This is a genomic window from Lachnoanaerobaculum sp. OBRC5-5 (assembly GCF_000296385.1).
Lineage (GTDB): Bacteria > Bacillota > Clostridia > Lachnospirales > Lachnospiraceae > Lachnoanaerobaculum.
This window is the reverse complement of sequence record NZ_JH815185.1, coordinates 918,543-935,087: the sequence shown is the minus strand read 5'-3', so window position 1 is coordinate 935,087 and position 16,545 is coordinate 918,543. Positions and strand designations below refer to the sequence as shown.

Below are 16,545 nucleotides of genomic sequence, written 5' to 3'. Positions count from 1 at the left end.
AAATATATGGATTTTATAATAGCCGAAGAAGGTGTACCTGTAAGTGTAGGTTGTTACGGGGCAACAATTGCTTATTTTGGAAGTGAGATTGAATTAAACTATGAAACGGAGCCACCGATGGGGGATTTTATTTTCTCTGCAAAGCTTCCACTGTTAGACAGAGAACTTCCGTTTTGGATGTATGGAAGAAATCTTGTATTCTTAGACGCATATTATGTGATTACAGAGAGTGTTAAAAAGAAAACCTGGGATCCTATAACGACTGTAATCATAGATATTCACAGAGGAAAATATGCAAGTCTTAATCATTGGTATACAGATATATCTGTGGAGGATGAAGTTGTACTTAAAAACAGGTATGATGGAAGAATTAGAATTTTAAAAGAAGTAGGTAATTTAAATTGGGTTAGTTTAAATAACAATCTTCTATAAAATAAAGGGTGAAATTTCTAGAAAAGATTTTCACCCTATTTTTATATATTATTTAAAAAAGATTCTTACGATATAGTCAATGAATATAATATGTGATTCTTACCTGGATTTAAGAATAGATTTATTTACAATATATTAAGATAAAACGATATTTGCCTTACAATAAATTACGGTTTACTTAAAATTTTATTGACTATTTATGGATATAAATATACAATATTATGTGAATTTTTATTTTAAAAATTAAATAATTATTTTGTAATAAATGGAAGGAAATGCAATGGCAGATACACAAATTACAATACTGGGAATGTCAGGTTCCGGAAAAACGTGTTATTTATTGGTATTGTACTATAAAATGAGTTCTGGATTAAAAGGTTATACAATTGCAACAGATGATGATGCAGATGTTCAGCTCAGAGATAGATATGCAAGATTATCTGATGTGACTTTAAGTAGAGAAAAGAGATTTCCAGCTGGAACTGACAATATATCAAAATATGTATTTGATTTACAATATGGATACAATACTGTTATGTCTTTTGATTGGGTTGATTATCCCGGTGGATTATTGGACAGAAAAAATTCTGGAAGTCTTGAAGAATATGAGAATGTGAAACAGGCTATAAATAATTCAAGTAGCATATTTATTTGTGTAGATGGAGCATTATTAGTAGGCAATGATACAGAAGAAAAAATTGATAATATAAGAGATAACTGTAGTAATGTAATAAATACATTTTTTTCTGATTATCAAAAGACAAATAAATCTATCCCACCAACTGCAATCATTGTTACAAAATATGATGTTTGTAAAGATGATACAGATGAAGAGGAGTTGTGTGAGATAATAGAAGAGGCATTTAGTCCATTTTTTGTAAAAAATGAAGTTGAAAAAATTGTTACAATTATTCCGGTATCAATTGGTGTAAATATTATGAATGAAGATGGTTCTGGAAGGATGAAGCCAATAAATATTCACTTACCTATTTTTATGGGAATTTGGTTTGCTTTAAGTAAGAAAATTCAAGATTCAGTAGAGAATCTTAGAAAAAGACAAAGTATAACAAATGAATTGAATCAACAAAAGAAGATAGAAGAAAACAAATTAATTTTTTAAAATAGAAAATATATTGATAGACTTACAAATGAATTAAAGATAGAAGCAGACAATAATACCCAAATTAGTAATTTAATAAATGCTATGAATAACAATGGTGGTAAGTTAATTAAAGAGTTGGAGAATATACCTAATGTTTATATTAATGGAGAAAGAACATCATTCAGTGAGGTACTAAAATGAAAATAGCACCAATTATACATACAAGAACTTTTTTTTGTGATTTTAATTCCGAGTTTCTAGTAAGGCCATGTGAATTTATGGATTCAGATATAAAGTGGGCAAGGAAGAGTGTATTAGGATCTACTGTAGATATAGATGGATTAAGTGGATTCCGTTGGGTTGTGTTAGATAATGAAAAGTATCGTATTGCAGGTGTTGTTGGTTTTTTAAAGGACATTTGCTGTAAGTTAGATTTAAATGATACTGATAAAATAAAATCAGAAGAGCTATTTTGTGATAATAAGGGGAGAAGTATCTATGCCTTTATAGGAATTGTTATTGATAAGAGGAATACGGATCATTATCAAAGTGTTTCGCTAGAATATTTGTGGAGTATCTATCTTGATGCTATATATCAAAAATGGAAAAGTTCATATCAAGAAGTATTACTTATGGATTTTAAGGAAGTGGATTTAGCAACAGACAATAATGTAAAGTATGAAACCATTTCATATGAGAAGATTGGTGAGAAAATTTATTATGAGTACAATATTATAACAGACTATAAGCTGTTTTTATACTATTCTTGTTGCCAGGAAAAACAGTACTTTTCATTTTGTAGTAATATTTTAGATTACAATAGTATTAAAAATAGTGAATTTACTATACTTACAACCTCCCAAAATAATATTACAAGGATTTTAAAGGCATACAGTAATAATACCAATGATACTTGTTCTATAGATAATAATGATTATAGACAGAATACAAATAATAATACACTTGATTCAAATGAAGCAAAATATTCAAAAAAAAAAATTGGATACTACTACTCAGTTGCTTAATGATATTAGCACTAATTATTATAATGTGGTTGTTCATAAAGTAAAAAATGGTAAAGCAAAAATTTGTATTAAATGCAATACAGGTGAGAAATGTATATGTATTATTAAAATATTAGGAGATGATAATGAACAAAGAACAGAAAATATATGGGAATTGTTTTAGTGAATTTGAAGATATTGCTACAAAAAAAAGGGACATACCAATTCAAGTACTATATGATTATGAAAAGCATTATATGGAGTTGTTAAAAAAACACTCTACAGAAATAACGATGATTTATAATATGTTGAAGGAATTTAGAGATGAACAAAAGACCTTTTATGGCACAGTACTACCTAATATTATTCAAAAGTTAGAAGAGGATGATGGAATTGATAGTAAGATAAAAAGTATTTGGGTTGAACAACTTACGGCAAATATGGATAGAAGCTTCTCATTAAGTGAATCATTGATAAATGATTTTGCTATAAAAAATATTAATCAATTTAAAAATGCTGTGAATGAAAAATTGGGAAAAGAGTATTATGAAAACATTTCTACAGACTGATACTATATACAATAGGTTACTTCTCAGTATTAAAGATTGCAGAATAAAATGCATCGAAGATACTCTTTATGGTACAAATCCTGATTTATATAATGCTTTATATAGTGATTCTGAAAAACTAATATATAAAACTAAGCTCGAATTATATGAATTAGAGTGGATTGAATTACATTTTAAGAAGATGAATGAAATAATAGATAATAAGTTTTATTTATCATTGGATAGGGAATATATAATTTCAATTATTGCAAAGTTTTATAGTGAATTTATCGAGAAATGGAATAAATCAGATTTTGATATTACAATATTTGAGGAAAAAAAGCGATTACTTAAAGATATTATTAACACAAATTGTAATTGGGATAATGTTATAAAACAGATGGAAGTTGCGTTTGAAAGAGACAGAAAGATGTTAAATAAGAATATAGAAAAATTAAAGTTTAAGGAGAATTAAAATGGAAGCAAAAAATGTATTTAAAATTTTTGGTATGTTTGACAAAGTTGATGACATAATATATGAACCTTTACATTTATTATGTGATGCTATGAGACAGCCGTTAAAACAAATCGATATAAATAATGAAAAAAGACTAGCAGAACATAAGCAAGAACTTGATATAAAACTTAAGCAGTTTGAAGTTGACTTAGAACTGGATAGGAAGGAAAGAGAAATCAAACTTTCACTGGAAGAGCGAAAGGCAGAAGAAGAAATTAATCAAATGATTTTAGATAGTGATTTGCTACGTAAAGAAAAAATGGTGCAGTTAGAGGTTAAATATAGAAAAGAAATGGCAGAAGCTGCTACTCAACTTGCTAATGTTATCGCAAATATCGCCGTAGATACAAGAGGAAGAATAATATCATTATATAATGAAAAGGAAAAAGAATATTTAGACTTACAGAATAAATATAAAATACAAATGTATGATAGTATTAAGAATTTGAAAGAAATATTTCCTGATGGAACAGGTGACGATATTATTAGAGAAGAGGTAACTAATCAATTAATGATTATAACAGAACGTTCAGCTGCATTTTCTAAGTTAATGAATGAAGATATGAAGAATGTTTTTGGAATAATTGATAATGGAATAAGAGAAATTGGAGGAGTTGCAACAAAGTATTTTCAACCAGCTAACCCAAATAGTCCTTCGCTGACGCAAAATGTTATAGGCAAAATTGAAGAGAAGTAAAATATCACCTTACATTGATTTGTGATGAAAGTCATTTAGTTCTATTATGACTTACACCTAATATATTACTGTATAAAAATTAAAATTTAGTGGATTTTAAAAAGAATTTAAGACTTAGTATTGGAATAGATTAATACTAAGTCTTTTATTTTAAAAATCTCTTGTAATATTTTTCAGCCATTTATAACTCTTATAATGCTTATAAACAAAAGGAATCTTTACAAACTCATCAGTACAAATAAGGAAGTATACCCACATCGGCGGAAGCTTAAGAACAAAAGCAGATATAAAGCCAAGCGGAACCGAATAGCACCACATATCTATTATGTCACAGAAAAATCCCCATTTTGAATCACCACCCGATCTGAAAACACCGCAAATCATTGCCGTATTGAATGCCTGGCCTACTATATAATACATATTTATAAAAAGCATTATGCTTAGATAACTCTGTGCAGTAGGAGTTAAATCAGCCATAGTGAAAAATACAGGTCGTAAAAGAAATATAACTATTCCACCTACAACTGCAGACATACTTGTTATTTTAACAAAGTGTGAAGAATCGGACTTTATAGTATCGGTATTTCCGGAACCTATTGATTTTCCAAGGATAATTGCTCCTGCGTCAGCTATACCGAAACAGGCCACAGTACCAAGATTTCTTGCAACCACAACTACTGCATTTGCCGCCACTATATCACTGTCAAGATGCCCCATAATAACAGAGTACATAGAAAAGGCCACTCCCCAAACTATCTCATTTCCGAATGCAGGAAGAGAATATTTCATAAAATCAAAAAATAATATTTTATTTACTTCCAAAATATTCTTTATATGAAAATGAATGGCTTTCGGTATAAAATTATCTATAACACATATTGTAAACTCAACACCTCTTGCAATTACGGTTGCCAGTGCAACACCAAGTATTCCAAGCTTTGGTGCACCGAACAGTCCGAAAATAAAAACTGCATTAAAGATAATATTTAAAATCAGTGCAACTGCATTTGTAACAGTCGAGAAATGAACTCTTTCTATACTTCTCATTGCACATAGATATACTTGAGAAAAACTCATAAAAAGATATGAGAAACTTACCATTCTAAGATAAGGTATGCCTGAAGTAATCAAGTTGATATCATTTGTAAAAATCCTCATTAAAATATGTGGAAAAAAGAATGCCATAATAAAAAACATACTTGATATAAACATGGACAGCTGCATACCTATGCCCATTATATGTTCGATTGTCTTTGTATCCTTTTTCCCCCAGTATTGTGCGGCAAGCATTATGACACCGGATGAAATACCTGTATATACAAGGTTTAATATAAACATAACCTGATTTGCCAGTGATCCGGCTGAAAGTGCGTCTTGTCCTACAAAGCCCAGCATTATTACGTCAGCAGAATTTACAGCGGTTGTAACAATATTTTGTAAAACTATCGGAACGGCAAGCCTTAAAATATCTTTATTAAAAGATGAGCTGCCTTTTGTAGCGGTGTACATAATAATCCTCCATACTGATAAATCTCTTATTTAAGAGCGTGATTTTACCATTATATGTGCAGTGTACTTACAAGTCAAATGATTACAAAGAATATGTTAAAATTCATTTTATAAAATATTTCTTTTAATATGATATAATAAAATTCCATTAAGTATAATTTGATTTATAAATATATAAAAATATGAGGGAAACTATGGAATTAAATAAACGATTTGAATCTGATAAATTAAAAAAAATTCAAATCTTTTCAGGAGCAAAGCTAAAATACATAGCATTTATTTCAATGCTTATTGATCATGTAAACAATGCTCTTATAACACCTTTACTTGACGGAAGCGGATTTTTATTGTACTTGTCAAATATATTCTCGGTATTGGGAAGAATTGCTTTCCCTATTTTTGTGTTTTTTATAGTGGAAGGATTTTATAAAACAAAAAACAGGAAGAAATATCTGCTTACTTTGACAGTGTTCGGAGTGATATCTGAAGTACCATTTGATATGTTTACATCGAAAACATTCTTTAATCCGTATTGGAACAATATGATGTTTACTCTGGCACTATGTCTAATAACTATATGGATAATAGATACCTTAAAAGGGAAGATTAAGAGTAAAGTTTTATGGTATACAGTTTCTATTATAATAGTTATATTTTCAGGACTGTCGGCAATGGAACTTAGCCTTGACTATGATTACCACGCGGTAGTAGCGGCGTATATTTTCTATATTTTTTATGATAAACCTTTACTTGGAGCAGGGCTTGGGTATTTATCTATTATAAAAGAGTTATATTCATGCCTGGGATTTTTTATGACTCTAACCTATAACGGAAAAAGAGGTAAACAATATAAGTGGTTCAATTATCTTTTTTATCCTGTACATATACTCATTTTGGGTATTTTACGTTTTTATTTAAATATTTAAATCCTATAGTTTTTATTTAAATATTTAAATCCTATTGACAAACACAAAACACTAATGTAGAATATGTACTTGCAATGTGTGTGTAGCTCAGCTGGATAGAGCACTTGGCTACGGACCAAGGTGTCGGGAGTTCGAATCTTCTCACGCACGTTATTAGAACCTCAGCAACCTTGCTGAGGTTTTTGTTTTATAAAAAGTAAGTAAAAGGAAAATATGGGAATAGTAAAAGCAACAAAGCTTATATTTGATTATATAACAAGAGATGAAGCGGACAATGTAGAGGATGTAAAAAGAGCTATCAATAATTTAAATATTGATATTACACAAGGCGATTTTGTGGCGATTTTAGGACATAACGGCTCGGGAAAATCTACATTTGCAAAACATTTAAACGGTATATTATTACCTACAGAAGGTACTGTATTTATCTCTGATTTGGATACGGCAAATGATGAAACACTTCTTGATTTGAGGAAGATGGTAGGAATGGTATTCCAAAATCCGGATAATCAGATCATAGGAAATGTAGTGGAAGAAGATGTGGCATTCGGGCCTGAAAATATCGGTATTCCGACAGATGATATGTGGAAGAGAGTGGATGCCGCACTTGAGGCGGTAGGAATGACCGCTTACAGATATAAATCTCCGAATAAACTTTCAGGCGGACAAAAGCAAAGAGTGGCTATAGCGGGTATTATGGCAATGAAGCCTAAATGTATTGTACTTGACGAGCCTACCGCGATGCTTGATCCGAACGGAAGAAAAGAAGTTATAAAGACGGTTCTTGAATTAAATAAAAAAGAAAATATCACGGTAATACTGATTACTCACTATATGGAAGAGGTTATAGAAGCCGACAGAGTTATAGTTATGGATGAGGGTAAGATAGTTATGGACGGCACACCGAAAGAGGTTTTCTCACATGTGGAGGAATTAAAGAAACTTCGACTTGACGTACCAAGTACTACAGAGCTTGCATTTGAACTGAAACAATCAGGACTTGATTTACCGGACGGCATACTTACATTGGATGAGCTTGTAGACAGCCTTTTACCGATATTAAAATAAACACATTTGGAGATAATAATGCAAGATAATGTGCAAATAGAAGCAAAGAAATTAAACTTTATATATGGAGAAGGAACTGCATTTGAACAGTACGCCATAAAGGATGTATCATTTACCATCAAAAAGGGTGAGTTTGTGGGTATTATCGGACATACCGGATCCGGAAAATCTACTTTGATACAGCACTTGAACGGACTGATAAAGGCTACTTCAGGTGAGCTTTTTTTTAACGGAGAAAATATATATACAGCAAAGTATGATATGAAACTTTTAAGACAAAAGGTAGGTTTGGTTTTCCAATATCCCGAGCATCAGCTCTTTGAGGTGGATGTACTTTCAGATGTGGAATTTGGTCCGAGAAATCAAAAGCTTCCTGAAGATGTGGTGGAAGCAAGAGCAAAGGAAAGCCTTGCTTTGGTTGGCCTTGATGAAAGTTATTATAAAAAATCACCTTTTGAACTTTCCGGAGGACAAAAAAGAAGAGTAGCCATAGCCGGAGTTTTAGCTATGAATCCGGAAGTGCTTATCTTAGATGAGCCTACAGCAGGACTTGATCCTAAGGGAAGAGATGAGCTCTTTGACGAAATTATAGAATTGAAAAAATCAAGGGATATGACAGTCATTTTAGTTTCACACAGTATGGAGGACGTAGCAAAGTATGTCGACAGATTGCTTGTTATGAATGCCGGTGAGCTTGTTTTAGACGGAACGCCTAAGGAAGTTTTCAAGAAGTATAAATATCTTGAGAGCATAGGACTTAGTGCGCCGGGAATAACTTATATAGTGGAGAGACTTAAAAAAGAAGGTGTAGACTTGGGAGACGATATTACCACAATAGAAGAAGCCAGGGATAAAATATTAGAATATATTAAGAGGAAGGATAAAAATGCTTAGAGATATTACATTGGGACAATATTACCCAATAGATTCTGTAATACATAGACTTGATCCGAGAACAAAGCTTTTTGGAACCATGATTTTTATTATTTCTCTGTTCATAGCAAATTCATGGCCGGGATACGCTTTGGCAACACTCTTTTTAGTAGTTGCTATTTCGCTTTCAAAGGTTCCTGTAAAATTCATGATAAAGGGGCTGAAAGCTGTCCTAATACTTTTGATTATCAGTGTTAGCTTTAATTTATTTTTGACTGACGGAGAAGTAGTATTCAAACTGTGGATAATTAAAATAACAAAAGAAGGTATCAGAGTTTCAATATTCATGGGACTGAGATTGATTTTCCTTATAGTGGGATCATCTGTAATGACATTGACTACAACTCCTAATGCACTTACAGACGGTCTTGAAAAAAGCATGGGATTTTTGAAAGTTATAAAGATACCTGTACATGAGATATCAATGATGATGTCGATTGCACTTAGATTTATTCCAATATTGATAGAGGAAACAGATAAAATAATGAAGGCTCAGATGGCAAGAGGTGCCGATTTTGAGTCGGGAAATATAATACAAAAAGCAAAGGCAATGGTACCTCTTCTTGTACCGCTTTTCATTTCAGCAATGAGAAGAGCTACAGATCTTGCTATGGCGATGGAAGCCAGATGCTATCACGGAGGTGAGGGCAGAACCAAGCTGAAACCTTTAAAATATAAGAAGATTGATATAATTGCATATTTATATTATTTGATATATATGCTTATTTGTATTGCTTTGGTTTTTGTTTTTAGGAAGTAGGGTAATGAGAAGAATAAGACTTATAGTATCCTATGACGGTACAAACTATTGCGGCTGGCAAAAGCAGCCTAACGGAATAACTATAGAAGAAGTATTAAATAATGCCATTTCAAAACTTACAGGTGAAGAAATAGAGATAATAGGTGCCTCCAGAACAGACTCGGGAGTACATGCCTATGGAAATGTGGCCGTATTTGATACCAATGCTAGAATGGCGGCAGATAAGTTTGCATTTGCCATAAATCAAAGACTTCCGGATGATATCAGAATACAATATTCCGACGAGGTTGAAGCAGGTTGGCATCCGAGAAAGAATGACTGTATAAAGACATATACCTATAGAATTTTGAATCGAAAGATTGATATACCTACAGAAAGACTTTATGCACATTTTTGCTATTTCAATCTGGATGTTGAGAAGATGAGAGAGGCAAGCGGATACTTTATAGGAACACATGATTTTACAAGCTTTTGCTCACAGAAATCTCAGGCCTCATCACCTGTAAGAACCATCTTTTCTTTGGAAGTGTTACAGGATGAAGATATGATCACTGTTGTAATAAGAGGTGACGGTTTCCTCTACAATATGATTCGTATTATAGCAGGTACTCTGATAAAGGTAGGTATGGGCGTTTATCCGCCAAGTTATATCACAGAGATAATGAAAGTAAAAAACAGAAAACTTGCAGGGCAGACAATGCCTGCAAAGGGACTGACTTTGGTTGAAATTGAATATATTTAAGCAGGATGCGAGATGATCGCATCCTTTTTTATAATAAAGATATTGTTTGCTTTTTAGTGTAAAATAATTCATAATAATAGGAATTATTATTAGTTAAAACGCCGAAATTACAAAAATGCTATTGTGTATACAATAATTTTATGGTAAATATAATAACAACAGGTTAGGAAAACCTATCATTTACCTTTTGAGTAAAGATATTTCCTATACTGATTTAGAAAAAAAATATTTTATTTATATAAGGAGGCAGTTATGTCATTAATTAACAAAGAAGTTGGAGAGTTTAGCGTACAGGGATTTCATAAGGGAGATTTCGTTGAAGTATCTAAGAAGGATATCTTAGGAAAGTGGAGTGTATTCTTCTTCTATCCTGCAGATTTCACATTTGTATGTCCTACAGAGTTGGAGGATTTACAGAAGAATTATAAGGAGTTTAAAGAGGCAGGATGTGAGATCTATTCAGTTTCAACAGATACACATTTCACACATAAGGCATGGCATGATCATTCAGAGCGTATCTCAAAGATTGAGTATCCGATGCTTGCAGATCCTACACATGTACTTTCAAGAGATTTTGAAGTATATATCGAGGAGAACGGTTTGGCAGAGAGAGGTTCTTTCATCATCAATCCTGACGGAAAGATCGTTTCTTATGAAGTAAACGCAGGTGGCGTAGGAAGAAACGCTGAAGAGCTTTTAAGAAAGCTTCGTGCTTGCCAGTTCGTTCATGAGCATGGCGATCAGGTTTGCCCTGCTAAGTGGCAGCCGGGTGCTGAGACATTAAAGCCAAGTCTTGATCTTGTAGGTCAGTTATAATATTAGGGGACATTATGAGTAAAAACATGTATGATGCAGTCATTGTGGGCGGAGGTCCTGCAGGTCTGACAGCGGCTATTTATTTAGCCAGAGCATATTATCGTGTACTTGTTATAGAAAAAGAAAAATTTGGCGGTCAGATAACTCTGACCGCTGAAGTTGTAAATTATCCGGGTATAGAGCATATCTCAGGAGCCAAGCTTGGAGAGCAGATGAGAAAACAGGCGGAAAACTTCGGTGCCGAATTCTTACTTGCTACAGTGGACTCCATCGATATGGACGGTGATATCAAGAAGGTCCATACATCAAAGGGAGATATCGAGTGCTTTGGAGTAGTACTTGCAACAGGTGCATCACCAAGAATGATCGGATTTGAAGGTGAGGCAAAGTTTAAGGGTCATGGTGTTGCATATTGTGCTACATGTGACGGAGAATTCTTTAAAGGAAAGGAAGTCTTTGTTGTAGGAGGAGGCTTTGCGGCTGCGGAAGAAAGCGTATTCCTGACAAAGTATGCAAAGCATGTAACCATTCTTATCAGAGAGCCTGACTTTACCTGTGCAAAAACAACAGCACAACATGCATATGATAATGAGAAAATTACCGTACTTACACATACCGAGGTGGTGAAAGTTGAAGGTGGAGACGTACTTGAGAGAATTGTTTATAAGAACAATGAAACAGGTAAAGAAGAAGTATTTGAAGACAAGGAAGGTTTCGGTGTATTCGTATTTGCAGGATATGAGCCGGCAACCTCTTTGGTAAAGGACTTCGGAATACTTGATGAAAGAGGATATGTAATTACAGACGCCTCAAAGAAAACTGCAATTGACGGATTGTATGCGGCCGGAGATGTTTGTATAAAGCCGCTTAGACAGGTTGTAACAACTGTCGGAGATGCAGGTATTGCAGCAACGGAACTTGAAAAGTATATCTCTGTAATGCATAAAAAGACAGGTATCAAGCCGGTAGTTCCTATAAGGCAATCAGGAGCCGGAAAGGGAAGTTTGCCGAAAGAAGAAGTCAAGGAAGAAGGATTATTCTCATCTGATATGCTTGCACAGTTAAATACCGTATTCGGTAAGATGGAAAAAGATATCTTACTTAAGGTATTTGTGAAGGATGATGATGTATCAAAAGAATTGCTTTCATATATGACCGAGCTTGGTAAACTTACAGACAAGATATCTGTTGAAGAGGTAAAAGATGAAGCAAAGGCGCCTGTTGTAGAAATACATAGAGACGGAGAGTTCAGCGGTTTAGCTTTCCACGGCGTTCCGGGAGGACATGAATTTACTTCATTTATTCTGGGTATATACAATGTATCAGGTCCGGGACAGGGATTAAGTGATGATATAAGAGAAAAGATACTAGAAATAAAGGATAAAGTGTCATTTAAGATTTTAGTATCACTTAGTTGTACAATGTGTCCTGACCTTGTTGTAGCGGTACAAAGAATTGCTTCTCTAAATCCGAATATTGATGCACAAGTTTATGATATAAATCATTTCGGGGATCTCAGAGAAAAATATCATGTAATGAGTGTGCCATGTTTGGTAATGAATGAAGACAAGGTATTCTTCGGTAAGAAGAGCATAGAAGAAGTCCTTGAGTATATAAACAATTAAACATTAAAACTATTGAATTAAGTAGGCTGAACAGTGTTATAAAAGTGAAGTTTTGTAACGGTTCAGCCTTGCTTTTTATATGGAAAAAATGATAAAATATTGAATGTCTGGCAACGTAAATTGTAATATATTTTAAGGTCGGAGTCGTGGCTTATAAATATCGTTTATAAGCTTTTTAGGTCAAAATGAGGAGAAGAATAATGAAACTCAATCAAAGAAGTATTTTAGAAAATGCAGCAGCTTGGGAAAAACTCGGATACTCTCTACCAAAGTATGACAGAGAGCAGGTGAAAAAGAATACACTTGCAAATCCGAATTGGATACATTTCGGTGCAGGAAACATTTTCAGAGCATTTCAGGCAAATGTTTTAAACAATCTTTTAAATGAAAAGAAAACCGATATAGGTCTTGTTGTTGCTGAGGGATTTGATTATGAAATAATAGATAAGGCATTCAATTCATTTGACGATCTGACAATATATATGAAACTTTGCTGTAACGGAACGGTTGAGAAGAATATTGTAGGCTCTGTAGTAGAGTCTTTGAGAGTGGATCCTCAAAATTCAGACTACGAAACTTTAAAGGAGCTGTTTAGAAAGCCTTCACTTCAAATGGTAAGTTTTACAATAACCGAAAAAGGTTATGCGGTAGTTGACGGAAACGGAAATACTCCTGCAGGTATAGAGGCGGACTTTAAGGTGGGTCCTGATAAAGCCACAAGTTACATGGGTAAGGTATGTGCCATGCTTTACGAGAGATTTAAGGCAGGTGCTCTTCCTGTAGCTATGGTGAGTATGGATAACTGTTCACATAACGGTGACAAACTTAAGGCTGCTGTGGTAGCATTTGCAAAGAACTGGTGTGATAATAATGTCTGCGATAAAGGCTTTTTAGAATATGTGGAAGATGAAAAAAAGGTAAGTTTCCCTTGGTCTATGATTGATAAAATAACACCGAGACCTGCCGACTCCGTAATGGATATGCTTGTTAAAGACGGTATAGAGGATGTAGACTTTGTAAAGACAAGTAAGAACACATTCGTGGCACCTTTTGTAAATGCGGAAGAGGCGGAGTACCTTGTAATAGAGGACAGCTTCCCAAACGGCAGACCGAAGCTTGAAGAAGGGGGAGTAATGTTTACAAAGCGTGAAGTTGTAGATATGGTGGAGAGAATGAAGGTATGCACCTGTCTTAATCCTCTTCATACTGCACTTGCAATATACGGTTGTCTCTTGGGATATGAAAAAATCAGCGATGAGATGAAGGACAGTGAGCTTACAAAACTTATAAAAACTATAGGGTATAAAGAGGGGCTTCCGGTAGTTACAGATCCGGGAATCATCAATCCTAAAGATTTCATAGATACTGTAGTAGAAGTAAGACTTCCAAATCCTTTTATGCCGGATACACCGCAAAGAATTGCCTGTGATACATCACAAAAGCTTGCAATAAGATTCGGTGAGACAATAAAGGCATATGAAAAAAACGATAGTTTAAATGTTTCGGATCTTAAGCTTATACCTCTTGTATTTGCAGGTTGGGCAAGATATCTGATGGGAACAGATGATAATTTAAATAAATTTGAACTCAGTCCGGATCCTTTACTTGAAAAGGTGGTTCCGATGGTGGAAGATATAAATATTGGAGACAGCGATGTACATTCAAAGCTTGAGAAGTTGTTTGGCGATGCTTCCATATTCGGAGTAAACTTATATGAAGCAGGACTTGGTGAGCTTGCAGAAAAATACTTTGTGGAACTTATAGCAGGAAAGGGAGCTGTAAGGGAGACATTGAAGAAATATGTGGGATAATATCAGTGACTTAGGTTACTTATATTTATAGATACTATAGTAAGGAGAAATTTATGCAAATGACTTGGCGATGGTACGGAGAAGGAAATGACTCCGTTACTTTAAAGCAAATCAAGCAGATTCCCGGTGTTGAAGGTATTGTTTGGGCCTTGCACAACAAGGCAGCAGGAGAAGTTTGGGAAGTGGCCGAAATCGAAGAAGTAAGAAAGCAACTGGAACCATATGGCTTTAATATGGATGTGGTTGAATCTGTAAATGTTCACGATGATATAAAGATAGGTTTACCTACAAGAGATGCACTTATAGAAAACTATAAAACAACTCTAAGAAATCTTGCAAAATTCGGTGTAAAGGTTGTATGTTACAACTTTATGCCGGTATTTGACTGGACCAGAACTGATTTACATCATGAGTTGCCTGACGGGTCAAATGCACTTTTCTATGAAAAGAAAGTTATCAGAGAAGATCCTATTGAGATGGCAAGATATATCATAGAAGGATCAAAGGGATATACAATGCCGGGTTGGGAGCCTGAAAGACTTGAGCATCTGAAGGAACTTTTCGAGGCATATAAGCCTGTTACAAAAGAAAAACTTTGGGAGAACTTAAAGTATTTCCTTGAGGCGATTATGCCGACTTGTGAGGAATGTAATATCAAGATGGCTATTCATCAGGACGATCCGCCATGGGATATTTTCGGACTTCCAAGACTTTTGGTTGATGAAGCCGCAATAGACAAGTTTTTAAAGCTTGTAGACAATCCTTATTCAGGACTTACACTTTGTTCAGGTTCATTGGGAGCAAATGAGAAAAACAGAGTTGCAAATATAGTAAGAAAGCACTGTGACAGAATCTACTTTGCACATATAAGAAATGTAAAGCACTATGAGGGAGGAGATTTCTCGGAAGTTTCACATAGAGATTGTGACGGAGATGTAGGAATCCTTGATATTATAAAGGCTTATCACGACTGTGGATATACAGGATATATTCGTCCTGACCACGGAAGACATATATGGGATGAGAAGTGTAGACCGGGATACGGTTTGTATGATAGAGCACTTGGTGTAATGTATATACTAGGTGTATGGGATGCACTTGAAAAATTTGATAATAAATAAGGTTTTAAGGGGAGGTTATGCCTTCCCTTTTATGTTATGTTAAAACTATTTAAACAATAGAATTTAACATATGTTAATTAATTGTATCAGTAAATATATGTGTTTCACAGATTACATTTGATTATGTAAGAAAGTTGTAATTTTTTAGAAAGGTAATTTGCATTGCATTATTTGCTGAATGATGTTATTATCCTAAATGTTTCGTTAAGAAATATTAAATTAATTTGATATATGGAGGGATATATGAAACGTTTAATAGCGACACTTACATTAGGATTAGGTTTAACATTTGGAGCGGTTTTTGCAGCTAATGCAGCTCCATCAACAATTATTATACCGTCAAGAAGTACTGCTGCAGTAGTGGCAACATCATCAACAGCAACACCTTCAACACCATCTGTAGCAACACCTTCAAGTTCAGGAAGAGGAAGAGGCGGTTCTTCATCATCAGGCGGTTCAGGTTCAAGTAACAGAAGAAGCAGCTCAGTATCTACTTTAAGTTCTTCAGCAGGCACATGGGTAAAGGATGCTAACGGCTGGTGGTTAAACTATGGTGCAGGAAATTATGCAAAGAATACTTGGGTATTCAAGGATTCTAAATGGTATTATTTCAATGCAGACGGTTATATGTATACTTCATGGTTACATATCAATAACAACTGGTACTACTTACATGATGACGGACATATGAACATCGGTTGGTTACTCACAGAGAATACACATCTTTGGTACTATTTCGATGCTAATGGTGCTATGTGGTACAATGCAACAACTCCTGACGGTTACTATGTAAATAATGACGGAGTTTATGTAGCAAAATAATTCAAGAATTATTCAAGCGGACAGGGATATTGCCTGTCTGCTTTTTTAGTATAATGCTCGCAGAAAACTTTACGTATTCCGTTATGGAAAAGTAAGAAAAACACAAACTTTA

Annotated in this window: 17 protein-coding genes and 1 tRNA gene; 17 read left to right on the top strand and 1 reads right to left on the bottom strand. The window is 34.0% G+C overall.

The genetic code is table 11. The features are described from left to right. The first annotated feature begins 6 nt into the window (after window positions 1–6). The 6 genes from HMPREF1135_RS04285 to HMPREF1135_RS04260 all read left to right on the top strand — a co-directional run bounded on the left by HMPREF1135_RS04285 (window position 7) and on the right by HMPREF1135_RS04260 (window position 4,300). Complete coding sequence (locus HMPREF1135_RS04285; RefSeq protein WP_007592379.1) at window positions 7–432, top strand: hypothetical protein; 426 nt, start codon at window positions 7–9, stop codon at window positions 430–432. Between the two features lie 280 nt (window positions 433–712). After that, window positions 713–1,552 (top strand): TRAFAC clade GTPase domain-containing protein, encoded by an 840-nt coding sequence (locus HMPREF1135_RS04280; protein ID WP_007592377.1) that lies wholly within the window; start codon window positions 713–715, stop codon window positions 1,550–1,552. A 179-nt stretch (window positions 1,553–1,731) separates the two neighbouring features. Continuing rightward, complete coding sequence (locus tag HMPREF1135_RS04275) at window positions 1,732–2,559, top strand: hypothetical protein (RefSeq protein ID WP_007592374.1); 828 nt, start codon at window positions 1,732–1,734, stop codon at window positions 2,557–2,559. 125 nt (window positions 2,560–2,684) lie between these two features. Further along, window positions 2,685–3,107, top strand: a complete 423-nt coding sequence (locus HMPREF1135_RS04270) for a hypothetical protein (RefSeq protein ID WP_007592371.1) — start codon at window positions 2,685–2,687, stop codon at window positions 3,105–3,107. Continuing rightward, window positions 3,085–3,561, top strand: a complete 477-nt coding sequence (locus HMPREF1135_RS04265; RefSeq protein ID WP_007592369.1) for a hypothetical protein — start codon at window positions 3,085–3,087, stop codon at window positions 3,559–3,561. The genes HMPREF1135_RS04270 and HMPREF1135_RS04265 overlap by 23 nt, the downstream gene beginning before the upstream one ends. Window position 3,562: 1 nt before the next feature. Further along, window positions 3,563–4,300, top strand: coding sequence for a hypothetical protein (locus HMPREF1135_RS04260; RefSeq protein WP_007592366.1), 738 nt, complete (start codon window positions 3,563–3,565; stop codon window positions 4,298–4,300). Between the two features lie 150 nt (window positions 4,301–4,450). Here HMPREF1135_RS04260 and HMPREF1135_RS04255 read toward each other — a convergent pair whose 3' ends face one another. Next, entirely contained in the window at window positions 4,451–5,809 is a 1,359-nt protein-coding gene (locus tag HMPREF1135_RS04255) for an MATE family efflux transporter (protein ID WP_007592365.1), read from the bottom strand. Window positions 5,810–6,003: 194 nt separating this feature from the next. On the opposite strand from HMPREF1135_RS04255, the gene HMPREF1135_RS04250 reads away from it, so the two are divergent. The 11 genes from HMPREF1135_RS04250 to HMPREF1135_RS04200 all read left to right on the top strand — a co-directional run bounded on the left by HMPREF1135_RS04250 (window position 6,004) and on the right by HMPREF1135_RS04200 (window position 16,433). Further along, window positions 6,004–6,735 (top strand): TraX family protein, encoded by a 732-nt coding sequence (locus HMPREF1135_RS04250; RefSeq protein WP_007592363.1) that lies wholly within the window; start codon window positions 6,004–6,006, stop codon window positions 6,733–6,735. 76 nt (window positions 6,736–6,811) lie between these two features. Next, a tRNA-Arg gene (locus HMPREF1135_RS04245) sits at window positions 6,812–6,885 on the top strand. Window positions 6,886–6,948: 63 nt separating this feature from the next. Continuing rightward, the gene (locus tag HMPREF1135_RS04240; RefSeq protein WP_007592361.1) at window positions 6,949–7,803 is read left to right on the top strand and encodes an energy-coupling factor transporter ATPase; all 855 of its coding nucleotides are present in this window, start codon (window positions 6,949–6,951) and stop codon (window positions 7,801–7,803) included. Between the two features lie 18 nt (window positions 7,804–7,821). After that, complete coding sequence (locus HMPREF1135_RS04235; RefSeq protein ID WP_007592359.1) at window positions 7,822–8,697, top strand: energy-coupling factor transporter ATPase; 876 nt, start codon at window positions 7,822–7,824, stop codon at window positions 8,695–8,697. Then, window positions 8,690–9,496 (top strand): energy-coupling factor transporter transmembrane component T family protein, encoded by an 807-nt coding sequence (locus HMPREF1135_RS04230; RefSeq protein ID WP_007592358.1) that lies wholly within the window; start codon window positions 8,690–8,692, stop codon window positions 9,494–9,496. The genes HMPREF1135_RS04235 and HMPREF1135_RS04230 overlap by 8 nt, the downstream gene beginning before the upstream one ends. A 4-nt stretch (window positions 9,497–9,500) precedes the next feature. Further along, on the top strand, window positions 9,501–10,238 hold the full coding sequence (gene truA / locus HMPREF1135_RS04225) for a tRNA pseudouridine(38-40) synthase TruA (protein WP_007592355.1): 738 nt from the start codon (window positions 9,501–9,503) through the stop codon (window positions 10,236–10,238). Between the two features lie 252 nt (window positions 10,239–10,490). Further along, the gene (gene ahpC / locus HMPREF1135_RS04220) at window positions 10,491–11,054 is read left to right on the top strand and encodes an alkyl hydroperoxide reductase subunit C (protein WP_007592352.1); all 564 of its coding nucleotides are present in this window, start codon (window positions 10,491–10,493) and stop codon (window positions 11,052–11,054) included. Between the two features lie 14 nt (window positions 11,055–11,068). Then, window positions 11,069–12,679: an FAD-dependent oxidoreductase gene (locus tag HMPREF1135_RS04215; protein ID WP_007592350.1), complete on the top strand. Its 1,611-nt coding sequence runs from the start codon at window positions 11,069–11,071 to the stop codon at window positions 12,677–12,679. A gap of 200 nt (window positions 12,680–12,879) precedes the next feature. Next, the gene (locus tag HMPREF1135_RS04210) at window positions 12,880–14,490 is read left to right on the top strand and encodes a mannitol dehydrogenase family protein (protein WP_007592348.1); all 1,611 of its coding nucleotides are present in this window, start codon (window positions 12,880–12,882) and stop codon (window positions 14,488–14,490) included. 53 nt (window positions 14,491–14,543) lie between these two features. Further along, window positions 14,544–15,611, top strand: coding sequence for a mannonate dehydratase (uxuA, locus tag HMPREF1135_RS04205; RefSeq protein WP_007592346.1), 1,068 nt, complete (start codon window positions 14,544–14,546; stop codon window positions 15,609–15,611). Window positions 15,612–15,854: 243 nt separating this feature from the next. Beyond that, on the top strand, window positions 15,855–16,433 hold the full coding sequence (locus tag HMPREF1135_RS04200; RefSeq protein ID WP_007592344.1) for a cell wall-binding protein: 579 nt from the start codon (window positions 15,855–15,857) through the stop codon (window positions 16,431–16,433). The last annotated feature ends 112 nt before the right edge of the window (window positions 16,434–16,545 follow it).

Excerpts from the sequence above, each read along its gene's own strand:
- HMPREF1135_RS04255 (WP_007592365.1), bottom strand. The coding sequence starts at position 5,809 with ATGTACACCGCTACAAAAGGCAGCTCATCTTTTAATAAAGATATTTTA.
- ahpC (WP_007592352.1), top strand. The coding sequence starts at position 10,491 with ATGTCATTAATTAACAAAGAAGTTGGAGAGTTTAGCGTACAGGGATTT.
- HMPREF1135_RS04280 (WP_007592377.1), top strand. The coding sequence starts at position 713 with ATGGCAGATACACAAATTACAATACTGGGAATGTCAGGTTCCGGAAAA.
- HMPREF1135_RS04285 (WP_007592379.1), top strand. The coding sequence starts at position 7 with ATGGATTTTATAATAGCCGAAGAAGGTGTACCTGTAAGTGTAGGTTGT.
- HMPREF1135_RS04265 (WP_007592369.1), top strand. The coding sequence starts at position 3,085 with ATGAAAACATTTCTACAGACTGATACTATATACAATAGGTTACTTCTC.
- HMPREF1135_RS04200 (WP_007592344.1), top strand. The coding sequence starts at position 15,855 with ATGAAACGTTTAATAGCGACACTTACATTAGGATTAGGTTTAACATTT.
- HMPREF1135_RS04240 (WP_007592361.1), top strand. The coding sequence starts at position 6,949 with ATGGGAATAGTAAAAGCAACAAAGCTTATATTTGATTATATAACAAGA.
- truA (WP_007592355.1), top strand. The coding sequence starts at position 9,501 with ATGAGAAGAATAAGACTTATAGTATCCTATGACGGTACAAACTATTGC.
- HMPREF1135_RS04250 (WP_007592363.1), top strand. The coding sequence starts at position 6,004 with ATGGAATTAAATAAACGATTTGAATCTGATAAATTAAAAAAAATTCAA.
- uxuA (WP_007592346.1), top strand. The coding sequence starts at position 14,544 with ATGCAAATGACTTGGCGATGGTACGGAGAAGGAAATGACTCCGTTACT.
- HMPREF1135_RS04215 (WP_007592350.1), top strand. The coding sequence starts at position 11,069 with ATGAGTAAAAACATGTATGATGCAGTCATTGTGGGCGGAGGTCCTGCA.
- HMPREF1135_RS04210 (WP_007592348.1), top strand. The coding sequence starts at position 12,880 with ATGAAACTCAATCAAAGAAGTATTTTAGAAAATGCAGCAGCTTGGGAA.
- HMPREF1135_RS04275 (WP_007592374.1), top strand. The coding sequence starts at position 1,732 with ATGAAAATAGCACCAATTATACATACAAGAACTTTTTTTTGTGATTTT.
- HMPREF1135_RS04270 (WP_007592371.1), top strand. The coding sequence starts at position 2,685 with ATGAACAAAGAACAGAAAATATATGGGAATTGTTTTAGTGAATTTGAA.
- HMPREF1135_RS04235 (WP_007592359.1), top strand. The coding sequence starts at position 7,822 with ATGCAAGATAATGTGCAAATAGAAGCAAAGAAATTAAACTTTATATAT.
- HMPREF1135_RS04260 (WP_007592366.1), top strand. The coding sequence starts at position 3,563 with ATGGAAGCAAAAAATGTATTTAAAATTTTTGGTATGTTTGACAAAGTT.
- HMPREF1135_RS04230 (WP_007592358.1), top strand. The coding sequence starts at position 8,690 with ATGCTTAGAGATATTACATTGGGACAATATTACCCAATAGATTCTGTA.